9 protein-coding genes and 1 pseudogene are annotated in these 9,941 nt (G+C 73.5%); 7 read left to right on the top strand and 3 right to left on the bottom strand.

What is annotated here, in order from left to right; all coding sequences use genetic code 11:
* Positions 1 to 182 precede the first annotated feature (182 nt).
* Both GPJ59_RS27955 and GPJ59_RS27950 read left to right on the top strand, forming a co-directional pair.
* Positions 183 to 1,124, top strand: coding sequence for an ROK family glucokinase (locus GPJ59_RS27955; RefSeq protein ID WP_219670475.1), 942 nt, complete (start codon positions 183 to 185; stop codon positions 1,122 to 1,124).
* A gap of 271 nt (positions 1,125 to 1,395) precedes the next feature.
* On the top strand, positions 1,396 to 2,154 hold the full coding sequence (locus tag GPJ59_RS27950) for an endonuclease/exonuclease/phosphatase family protein (RefSeq protein WP_219670474.1): 759 nt from the start codon (positions 1,396 to 1,398) through the stop codon (positions 2,152 to 2,154).
* Between the two features lie 76 nt (positions 2,155 to 2,230).
* Here the strand turns inward: GPJ59_RS27950 and GPJ59_RS27945 are convergent, their stop codons facing one another.
* Positions 2,231 to 2,854, bottom strand: a complete 624-nt coding sequence (locus GPJ59_RS27945) for a hypothetical protein (RefSeq protein ID WP_219670473.1) — start codon at positions 2,852 to 2,854, stop codon at positions 2,231 to 2,233.
* Positions 2,847 to 3,653: an alpha/beta hydrolase gene (locus tag GPJ59_RS27940; protein WP_219670472.1), complete on the bottom strand. Its 807-nt coding sequence runs from the start codon at positions 3,651 to 3,653 to the stop codon at positions 2,847 to 2,849. The genes GPJ59_RS27945 and GPJ59_RS27940 overlap by 8 nt, the downstream gene beginning before the upstream one ends.
* A gap of 255 nt (positions 3,654 to 3,908) precedes the next feature.
* Between GPJ59_RS27940 and GPJ59_RS27935 the strand changes: the two genes are divergently transcribed.
* The 5 genes from GPJ59_RS27935 (at position 3,909) to GPJ59_RS27915 (ending at position 9,019) form a co-directional block, all read left to right on the top strand.
* Positions 3,909 to 4,682 carry a lysophospholipid acyltransferase family protein gene (locus GPJ59_RS27935; protein ID WP_219670477.1) on the top strand — a complete coding sequence of 258 codons (774 nt, stop codon included), beginning with the start codon at positions 3,909 to 3,911 and terminating at the stop codon, positions 4,680 to 4,682.
* A 38-nt stretch (positions 4,683 to 4,720) separates the two neighbouring features.
* Positions 4,721 to 5,986 carry a MacS family sensor histidine kinase gene (macS, locus tag GPJ59_RS27930; RefSeq protein ID WP_219670471.1) on the top strand — a complete coding sequence of 422 codons (1,266 nt, stop codon included), beginning with the start codon at positions 4,721 to 4,723 and terminating at the stop codon, positions 5,984 to 5,986.
* Entirely contained in the window at positions 5,983 to 6,663 is a 681-nt protein-coding gene (locus tag GPJ59_RS27925) for a response regulator (RefSeq protein ID WP_219670470.1), read from the top strand. Before macS ends, GPJ59_RS27925 begins: the two co-directional genes overlap by 4 nt.
* Positions 6,664 to 6,782: 119 nt before the next feature.
* The gene (locus GPJ59_RS27920) at positions 6,783 to 7,811 is read left to right on the top strand and encodes a 6-phosphofructokinase (RefSeq protein WP_219670476.1); all 1,029 of its coding nucleotides are present in this window, start codon (positions 6,783 to 6,785) and stop codon (positions 7,809 to 7,811) included.
* 215 nt (positions 7,812 to 8,026) lie between these two features.
* Positions 8,027 to 9,019 carry a 2-hydroxyacid dehydrogenase gene (locus GPJ59_RS27915; protein WP_219670469.1) on the top strand — a complete coding sequence of 331 codons (993 nt, stop codon included), beginning with the start codon at positions 8,027 to 8,029 and terminating at the stop codon, positions 9,017 to 9,019.
* 222 nt (positions 9,020 to 9,241) lie between these two features.
* Here GPJ59_RS27915 and GPJ59_RS27910 read toward each other — a convergent pair.
* Positions 9,242 to 9,925 (bottom strand): annotated as a pseudogene (locus GPJ59_RS27910) (aminodeoxychorismate/anthranilate synthase component II); the annotation flags it as partial.
* Between the last annotated feature and the right edge of the window lie 16 nt (positions 9,926 to 9,941).

Genomic DNA, 9,941 nt, shown 5'->3' with positions numbered 1-9,941 from the left:
CGTCCGGGCCGTCCGCCGGGAGCGGCCGCGCCGGGGCGGACGGGCGGGCGGCGGGCGATGCCCGCGACCCCCGCGACGACGACGGCGGGCCGGGGCCGGCGGAGCACATCGACCTCGACTGATCCGCTGCCGCCCTCGGGTACCGTTGCCCTTGGCGGGGTTCGATCGAAACCGAGGGACTAATGGGACTCACCATCGGCGTCGACATCGGCGGCACGAAGATCGCGGCCGGCGTGGTCGACGAAGAGGGCACCATCCTTGAGACGTTCAAGGTGCCCACCCCGCCGACCGCGGACGGCGTGACGGACGCGATCTGCACCGCCGTCGCGGAAGTCAGCAGCCACCACACCATCGAGGCCGTCGGCATCGGCGCGGCCGGGTACGTGGACGACAAGCGCGCGACCGTGCTCTTCGCCCCGAACATCAACTGGCGCCACGAGCCGCTCAAGGACAAGGTCGAGCAGCGCATCGGCCTGCCGGTCGTCGTCGAGAACGACGCGAACGCGGCCGCCTGGGGCGAGTACCGCTTCGGCGCCGGGCAGGGTCACGAGGACGTCATCTGCATCACGCTCGGCACCGGCCTCGGCGGCGGCATCATCATCGGCAACAAGCTGCGCCGCGGCCGCTTCGGCGTCGCCGCGGAGTTCGGGCACATCCGGGTGGTCCCGGACGGCCTGCTGTGCGGGTGCGGCAGCCAGGGCTGCTGGGAGCAGTACGCCTCCGGCCGCGCCCTGGTCCGGTACGCGAAGCAGCGCGCCAACGCCACCCCGGAGCGGGCCAAGCTGCTGCTCGGGCTCGGCGACGGCACGGTCGAGGGCATCGAGGGCAAGCACATCAGCGAGGCCGCCCGCGGCGGGGACCCCGTGGCCCTCGACTCCTTCCGCGAACTGGCCCGCTGGGCCGGGGCCGGCCTGGCCGACCTGGCGTCCCTCTTCGACCCGTCCGCGTTCATCGTCGGCGGCGGCGTCTCGGACGAGGGCGAGCTCGTCCTCGAACCGATCCGCAAGTCCTTCCGTCGCTGGCTGGTCGGCAGCCAGTGGCGTCCGCACGCGCAGGTCCTCGCTGCCCAGCTGGGCGGCAAGGCAGGCCTGGTCGGCGCGGCGGACCTGGCCCGCCAGGGCTAGGCCTCGGGGGCTCCGCCCCCGAACCCCCGCGCCTCAAACGCCGGCGGGGCTGGAAAGATCCAGCCCGCGCGGCGTTTGAGCGCACGGGCGCGAAGCGCATAAGGGGGTCTGGGGGCGAAGCCCCCAGTTTCTGGGGGCACCTCCCAGCGGTAGCTGGGGGAGAAGGGGCGGGGAGGGGAACAGCCCCGCGCAGCGGCCAGCCACGGCACGGCTTCGGACGGACACACGCGGATGCCGGGCCGGCAAGGCCTCGGCGGCGTAGGTTCCCACCATGGACCTGCCGAACTCCCTCACCGAACCCGACGGTTCCGCGGTGATCCGGGTGCTCTGCTACAACATCCGCTCGCTGCGCGACGACGAGGAGGCGCTGGCCCGGGTCATCCGGGCCTGCGCCCCCGACCTGGTCTTCGTCCAGGAGGCCCCGCGCTTCTTCCGCTGGCGCAAACACGCCGCCCGGCTCGCCGCCAAGACCGACCTGGTCGTGCTGACCGGCGGCGCGACGGCCGCGGGTCCGCTCATCCTGTGCAGCCTGCGGGTCACCGTCGAGCGCACCGAGGACGTGCTCCTGCCGCTCACCCCCGGCCTGCACCGGCGCGGCTTCGCCACCGCCGTCGTACGCATCGCGGGCGTCCGCGCTGCCCTGATCTCCACCCACCTGTCCCTCCAGGCCGCGGAGCGCCACGAGCAGGCCGGGCTCCTCCTGGACCGGCTCGCGGCGATGGACGCGCCGTACGGCATCGCGGCCGGGGACGTCAACGAGGGTCCCGAGGGGCCGACGTTCCGGCGGCTGGCCGCCTCGCTCCAGGACTGCCGGGCGGTGTCCCCGTGGGGCGGCGAGGCCACCTTCCCGGCGACCGCGCCGGACCGCCGGCTGGACGCCGTCTTCGCGAGCCGCGGCGTACAGGTGCTGGGCTGCGGGGTCCCCAGTGGTCTGTCCGACGGCCTGCCCGGGATCCACGAGGCCGACCTCAAGGCCGCCTCGGACCACCTCCCGGTGCTGGCGGCCCTGCGCCTGCCGGCGCGCCCCTGAACACGGCTCCGGCCCCGCTCCCCGCGGCCCGGAAGCCACAGGGGAGCGGGGCCGGAGCACCCGCCGTGCCGGAGGATCACACCACCGCGCCGCGGCCCGGGTCGTCGTCATCGTCCTCGTCGCCGTGCGCCATCCGCGCCACCAGCGTCGCGAAGCCGCCCAGGAAGCCGCCGATGCCCAGGGTGGTCAGCCACCACGTCATCTCCCACTGGAGGAGCACCGCCAGCAGCAGCAGGACCGGGCCGCCGACCACGGCCAGCCAGGCGAACTTGGCCGTGGTGTCGGCCTCCGGCAGCTCCGGGTCCGGCGGGACGAAGTGGCCCTCGTCCCCCGGGCCCAGGTCGCCGTCCGACGGCTCCGCCAGCGAGTGGTCGCGCGGGCCCGCGCCGCCGACGCCCGGGGCGAAGACCACCGAGCTGCCCAGCGCCGGCCCCTGCCCGGGCTCCGGTCCCGGCTCCGGCGCCTTGCCGGCCGGCGGCTCGGGCTTCGGCTCGGGCTTCGCCTCGGACGCGGGCTCCGGCTTCGGCTCCGGTTCCACGTCCTCCTCCGGGAGCAGCAGGTCCTCGATCGGCTTGAACGGGCGCGCGCCGGGCGGGTCCGGCGGTTCCTCGCCGTACCCGGCGACGATCGCCGCCCACGCCGCCTCCTCGTCCAGCGGCGGGACGCCGCCCGACGAGTCCGGCCCCTCGTGCTCAGCCACCGGTCCCCGCTCCCTCCTTGCCGGCCCCGCCGGCCTCGCCGGCTCCCACGACGCCGTCCGAGAGCCGGTCGACGAACGCACAGCTGTCCGCGAAGATCCGCTCCGCGTCATGGTCCAACGTCGCGACGTGGTAGCTCTGTTCCAGCAGCGTCTCGGTCACGTCCGTCGAGGACACCCGGGCCAGGATCCGCGCCGAGTCGGCGGGCGGTACGACGTGGTCCTGGGGGCTGTGCAGGAGCAGCAGCGGCTGCGTCACCTGCGGCAGCTCGGTGTCCACCAGCCTCAGGAAGGTGCGCAGGGAGTGCGCGGCCCGGGTCGGCACCCGGTCGTAGCCCACCTCCTGCGAGCCCGGCTTGGCGATGTCGCTGGCTATGCCCGGCGTCGAGCGGATGAAGTGCTTGGCCACCGGAAGGGCGACCGCCAGCGGGTCGTGCACCTTGTTGGCCGGGTTGACCAGCACCAGGCCGCTGATCGCGTCGCCGTGCTTCGCCGCCAGCCGCAGGCTGAGCGCGCCACCCATCGACAGGCCGAAGACGAACACCTGCCGGCAGCTCTCCGACAGCTCCCGCAGGGCCCGGTCGACCTCCGCGTACCAGTCCTGCCAGCCCGTGAGCTGCATGTCCTGCCAGCGCGTCCCGTGGCCGGGCAGCAGCGGCAGCGACACGCTCAGGCCCCGCGCGGCCAGGTGGTCGGCCCAGGGGCGCAGCGACTGCGGGGAACCGGTGAAGCCGTGGCAGAGGAGGACACCGACCTCTCCGCCCTCGTGGCGGAACGGCTCGGCTCCAGGGAGGACGGGCACCAGAATCTCCTTGGGGATGTCGGACGGGGCGGGTGCGCTGTGTGACTTCACCGTACGCGACCGGGCAGGTACCGACCAGGGCCGTCACAGGTACCGACCACGGGCCGTCACAGGGGACCGACCTGGGCCGTCACAGGGACCGGCACAGGGACCGGCACAGGGACCGACCTGGGCCGTCACGCCCCCGTCGGGTCCGCCAGGGGTTAAGGTCTGTTCGACAGGACAGAGGAAGGTTTCGAGTTGATCTACGGCGCAATGAAGTTCTCCATCGGGGGTTCCCTGAAGCTCGCCTTCAGGCCGTGGGTGGAGGGCCTCGAGAACATCCCCGCCGAGGGGCCGGCGATCCTTGCGAGCAACCACCTGTCCTTCTCGGACTCCTTCTTCCTGCCCGCGGTGCTGGACCGGAAGGTCACCTTCATCGCCAAGGCCGAGTACTTCACCTCGCCGGGCGTCAAGGGCAAGCTGACCGCCGCGTTCTTCAAGGGCGTCGGCCAGCTGCCGGTGGACCGCTCGGGTGCCCGCGGCGCGGGCGAGGCGGCCATCAAGAGCGGCATCGAGGTCATCGAGCGCGGTGAGCTCTTCGGCATCTACCCCGAGGGCACCCGCTCGCCCGACGGCCGCCTCTACCGCGGCAAGCCCGGCGGCCTGGCCCGGGTGGCGCTGGCCACCGGCGCCCCCGTGATCCCCGTGGCCATGATCGACACCGAGAAGATCCAGCCCCCGGGCAAGGTCGTCCCCAAGCTGATGCGCCCGGGCATCCGGATCGGCAAGCCCCTGGACTTCTCCCGCTACCGCGGCATGGACCACGACCGCTTCATCCTGCGCTCGGTGACCGACGAGGTCATGTACGAGATCATGAAGCTCTCCGGCCAGGAGTACGTCGACATCTACGCGACCGCGGCCAAGCGCCAGATCGCGGAGGCGGAGAAGGCGGCCAAGGAGGCGGAGAAGGCCGCCAAGGAGGCCGACAAGGCGGAGCTGGCCGCCAAGGAGGCCGAGATGGCCGCCAAGGACGAGGGCGCGCAGTAGCACGACGGGCGGGAACCGCCCGTGACGGGGTGGGGGACATGGCAAAACGCGAGCGTGTCGTGCGCATGTCGGTCGAGCTGCCGCTGTGGCGGGCGCTGACCGGCTACCGCGTGATCACCATGGTCTACGCGGTACTGCTCTTCGCGTCCGCGTACCGCGCCTTCCCGCACCCGTACGTGGCCGCCGGCTACCTCGCCGTCCTCGCGGTCTGGACCCTCGCCACCCTCCGCCGGGTGGCGAACGCCGCCAGCTGCACCCGCGGCTTCCTCGCCGCCGACCTCACCGTCGCGATCGCCGGCGTCCTGCTCACCCCGGTCGCCGACGCCCACGAGCGGATCACGGCCGGCGGCCCCACCCTCCCCAGCATCTGGACGGCGGGCTCGGTGCTCGCCTTCGCCCTCAAGGGCGGCTGGCGCTGGGCGTGCGTCGCCTCCACGGTCGTGGCGGTCGCCAACATCGTGGTCCACGAGGGCGACCCGACCCGGGACACCCTGCACAACGTGCTGCTGGTCTGGGTCGCCTCCGTCGCCGTCGGGTACGTCGTCGAGGTGGCCCGGGCCAGCGAGGCCACCCTGGCCCGGGCGCTGGAGATCGAGGCGGCCACCCGCGAGCGCGAGCGCCTCGCCCGCGACATCCACGACGGCGTGCTCCAGGTCCTGGCCATGGTGCAGCGCCGGGGCGCGGAGCTGGGCGGCGAGGCCGCCGAGATCGGCCGGATGGCGGGGGAGCAGGAGGTGGCGCTGCGCACCCTGGTCTCCAGCGGGCTGCTGCCCCCGTCCCGGATCTCCTCCGACAACTCCCGCGGGGCGCTGGTGGAGGGCGTGGAGACTTACGAGCCGTCGGACGGCGGGCCCGGCACGGCCGAGCTCGACCTGCGCACCCTGCTCGCCCCGCACGCCGGCTCCCGGGTGAGCTTCGCCGAGCCGGGCGCCCCCGTGCCGCTGCCCGCGCCCGCCGCGCGGGAGCTGGCGGCCGCCACCGCGGCCGCCCTGGACAACGTACGCAGGCACGCGGGGCAGGACGCCCGGGCCTGGATCCTCGTCGAGGACTGGGGCGACGAGGTGATCGTCACCGTCCGGGACGACGGGCCCGGCATCCCGCCGGGCCGGCTGGACCAGGCGGCGGGCGAAGGCCGCCTCGGCGTCTCCCAGTCCATCCGCGGACGGCTGCGGGACCTGGGCGGCACCGCCGAGCTGGTCTCCGTACCGGGGCAGGGCACGGAAGTCGAGCTGAAGGTGCCGAGGAACGCGAACACGAACGCGAAAACGAACACGAAGAGGAACGGGAACGGGGCGGGACGATGAGCGGAGCGGACGCGGAGCGCGCGATCAGGGTCATGGTCGTCGACGACCATCCGATGTGGCGGGACGCGGTCGCCCGCGACCTGGCCGCCGCCGGCTGCGAGGTGGTGGCCACCGCCGGGGACGGCCCGCAGGCCGTGCGCCGCGCCCAGGCGGCGGGCCCCGACGTGCTCGTGCTCGACCTCAACCTGCCCGGCATGCCCGGGGTCCAGGTCTGCAAGGAGCTGGTGGGCGCCAACCCGGCGCTGCGGGTGCTGGTGCTCTCGGCGAGCGGCGAGCACGCCGACGTCCTGGAGGCGGTGAAGTCGGGCGCCACCGGCTACCTGATGAAGTCCGCCGGCGCCGAGGAGCTCATCGACGCCGTCCGCCGCACCGCCGTCGGCGACCCGGTGTTCACGCCGGGTCTGGCCGGCCTGGTGCTCGGCGAGTACCGCCGGCTGGCGTCGGACCCGGCCCCGGCCGCCCCCGACGAGCCCAAGGCCCCGCAGCTGACCGAACGGGAGACCGAGGTGCTGCGGCTCGTCGCGAAGGGCCTGTCGTACAAGCAGATCGCCGAACGGCTCGTCATCTCCCACCGCACGGTGCAGAACCACGTCCAGAACACCCTGGGCAAGCTCCAGTTGCACAACCGCGTGGAGCTCGTCCGCTACGCCATCGAGCGCGGGCTGGACGACGCGTAACCCTTGCGGGTGAACCGGCGTGCACGGCGCCTCGTGATTCCACCGGAATCGCCCCTCCACAGCCCCCTGTTGTGACCTGCGTCACCACTAGCGTGACCGCCATGGCGAAGAAAGATTCCATGAAGGTCGGAGTGCTGACCGGGGGCGGCGACTGTCCCGGGCTCAACGCGGTCATCCGCGGGGTCGTCCGCAAGGGCGTGCAGGAGTACGGATACGAGTTCGTCGGCTTCCGGGACGGCTGGCGCGGCCCGCTGGAGGGCGACACCGTCCGGCTGGACATCCCCGCCGTACGCGGCATCCTGCCCCGCGGCGGCACGATCCTGGGCTCCTCGCGCACCAACCCCTTCTCCTCGGAGCACGGCGTGCGCGACATCAAGGCGAACCTCGCCAAGCACGAGGTCGACGCGCTCGTCGCGATCGGCGGCGAGGACACCCTGGGCGTCGCGGCCCGGCTGCACGGGGAGTTCGGCATCCCGTGCGTCGGCGTACCCAAGACCATCGACAACGACCTCTCGGCCACCGACTACACCTTCGGCTTCGACACCGCCGTCGGGATCGCCACCGAGGCCATCGACCGGCTGCACACCACCGCCGAGTCGCACATGCGGGTCCTGGTCGTCGAGGTGATGGGCCGGCACGCCGGCTGGATCGCCCTGCACTCGGGCCTGGCGGGCGGCGCGAACGTCATCCTCATCCCGGAGCAGCGCTTCGACATCGACCAGGTGTGCGCCTGGGTGACCTCCCGCTTCAGGGCGAGCTACGCGCCGATCGTGGTGGTCGCCGAGGGCGCCATGCCCAAGGACGGGGAGCTGGTGCTGAAGGACGCGACGAAGGACTCCTTCGGGCACGTCCGGCTCTCCGGGGTCGGCGAGTGGCTGGCCAAGGAGATCGAGGCGCGCACCGGCAAGGAGGCCCGCACCACGGTCCTCGGCCACGTCCAGCGCGGCGGCACCCCGAGCGCGTACGACCGCTGGCTGGCCACCCGCTTCGGGCTGCACGCCATCGACGCGGTGCGGGACGGGGACTTCGGCAAGATGGTCGCCCTGCGTGGCACGGACGTCGTACGGGTGCCCATCGCCGAGGCCACGGCGAAGCTGAAGACGGTGGACCCGGCGCTGTACAAGGAGGTCGGGGTGTTCTTCGGCTGACCGGGTGGCGCCGGCGGCGGTCGGCGGCCGGCGGTCGCGGCGGCCGTTCGTCCCGGGCCGGGGGTCGTCCGGCCCCCGGCCGAGGGACGGCCGGCCACTGCGCAGGCCGCGCCGGGGGGTCGTAGCGTGAGGAACGATCCGGGCCCGGACCCCGACCTGCCGGGCCCGGCCCGACCGCGTCCTAGCAACCCCCGAGCGACCCATTGGGAGCGACAGTGGAGATCCTGGCCTTCGGTGTACAGGCGGACGAGCGGCCCCTGATCGAGAAGGCGTTCGAGGGCCGGCACGAGGTCCGCTGCCTCGACGTCTTCCTGTCCGAGGACACTGCGCCGATCGCCGCCGGCTACGAGATCGTCTCGTCCAGCGTCAACTCCGACCTGAGCGGGCGGGTGCTGCGCGTGCTCGCGGACGGCGGGACGAAGATGATCGCCCAGCGCTCCACCGGCTTCAACAACATCGACCTCGACGTGGCCCGGCAGCTCGGGCTGACCGTGAGCCGGGTGTCGTACTACTCCCCGTACTCCGTGGCCGAGTTCGCCTGGACGCTGGCGATGGCGGTCGACCGGCGGCTCGTCCGCGCCGCCAACCGCAGCCGGGACTTCGACTTCCGCCTCCACGGGCTCATGGGCCGCGACATGCACGGCCGCACGGCCGGCGTCATGGGCACCGGAAAGATCGGCGAGGCGTTCGCCCGGATCGCCCACGGCTTCGGCATGCAGCTCCTCGGCTGGGACCTGGTGCAGAACCCGGCCTGCCTGGAACTGGGCATGAAGTACGTGGAGAAGGAGCAGCTGCTCGCCGAGGCGGACCTGGTGAGCCTGCACGTGCCGTTGCTGGAGGCGACCCACCACGTCATCGACGCGGCCGCCCTGCGCTCGATGAAGGACGACGCCATCCTGGTCAACACCAGCCGCGGCGGCCTCATCGACAGCGAGGCACTGGTCGCCGAGCTGCGCGCGGGCCGGTTCGCGGGGGTCGGCCTCGACGTGTACGAGGCGGAGGCCGGCCTCTTCTTCCTGGACAAGTCCCTGGAGCCGGTCACCGACGACACCCTGGCCCGGCTGGTCACCTTCCCGAACGTGGTGGTGACCAGCCACCAGGCGTACTTCACGCAGGAAGCGGTGGGGCAGATCATCGAGACGACCGTCTGCAACGTGGCGGACTACCTGGCCGGGCGGCGCAGCGAGAACGTCCTGTCGCCTGCGTGATCTTGCGGTGCCGCTGCGCGGGGCCTGTTCCCCTACCCGCCCCTTCCCGAAACTGGGGGCTCCGCCCCCAGACCCCGTTCCGTGCGCTCCGCGCCCGGTGCGCTCAAACGCCGCGCGGGCTGGATTTATCCAGCCCCGCCGGCGTTTGAGGCGCGGGGTCTGGGGCGGAGCCCCAGTTCGGGAAGGGGCGGGTAGGGGAACAGGCCCCGCGCAGCGGATGCGCTACGCCGGGGTCGGGGCCGTGACGGAGGTCAGGAGGTCGCGGACGATGTCCGCGCCGCGCAGGGTGAGGACCGACTCCGGGTGGAACTGGACGCCCGCGAAGCCCGCCGCGGAGCGAAGCGCGTGGACCTCGCCCGTCACCGTGTCACGGGCGACCTCCACGCCCCGCCCGGCCAGCCGGCCGGCCAGCTCCGCATCGCAGGCCGCCGTGAACGTGTTGTAGAAGCCGACCACCTCCGGCGTGCCGAAGAGGTCGATCCGGGTCTGGGCGCCCTGCGCCGGCTCCGCCTTGCGGACCAGCGGCAGGCCCAGCTCGGCGGCCAGCAGCTCGTGGCCCAGGCACACGCCCAGCACCCCGTGCCGGTGCCCGGCCAGCAGGTCCGCCGCCAGGCGGCGCATCATCCGCATCTTCGGGTCGGCCGCGTCGGCCGGATCGCCCGGCCCCGGCCCCAGCACCACCGGGCCCGCGTGGGCCAGGACCGCCCCGTGCAGCCCGGGCTCGTCGTAGCGGCGTACGGTCACCTCCAGCCCGCAGGCCCGCAGCACGTGCGCCAGCATCGCCGTGAACGTGTCCTCGCCGTCCACCACCAGCGCGTGGCCCTCCACCCGGGCCGGCCGCTCCTGCATCCGCAGCCAGAACGGCGCCAGGTCCTGCCGGCGGGCCGCGAGCGCCGCCTGCACCCGCGCGGCTCCTTATTCA

This window comes from Streptomyces bambusae (assembly GCF_019400985.1).
GTDB classification, from domain to species: Bacteria; Actinomycetota; Actinomycetes; order Streptomycetales; family Streptomycetaceae; genus Streptomyces; species Streptomyces bambusae_A.
Note: the sequence above shows the minus strand (reverse complement) of the source record. Positions and strands in the feature narration are given on the sequence as shown.

Bases quoted from the DNA above. Each gene is read 5' to 3' on its own strand.
- GPJ59_RS27950 (WP_219670474.1), top strand. From the start codon at position 1,396: ATGGACCTGCCGAACTCCCTCACCGAACCCGACGGTTCCGCGGTGATC.
- GPJ59_RS27920 (WP_219670476.1), top strand. From the start codon at position 6,783: ATGAAGGTCGGAGTGCTGACCGGGGGCGGCGACTGTCCCGGGCTCAAC.
- GPJ59_RS27955 (WP_219670475.1), top strand. From the start codon at position 183: ATGGGACTCACCATCGGCGTCGACATCGGCGGCACGAAGATCGCGGCC.
- GPJ59_RS27925 (WP_219670470.1), top strand. From the start codon at position 5,983: ATGAGCGGAGCGGACGCGGAGCGCGCGATCAGGGTCATGGTCGTCGAC.
- GPJ59_RS27935 (WP_219670477.1), top strand. From the start codon at position 3,909: ATGAAGTTCTCCATCGGGGGTTCCCTGAAGCTCGCCTTCAGGCCGTGG.
- macS (WP_219670471.1), top strand. From the start codon at position 4,721: ATGGCAAAACGCGAGCGTGTCGTGCGCATGTCGGTCGAGCTGCCGCTG.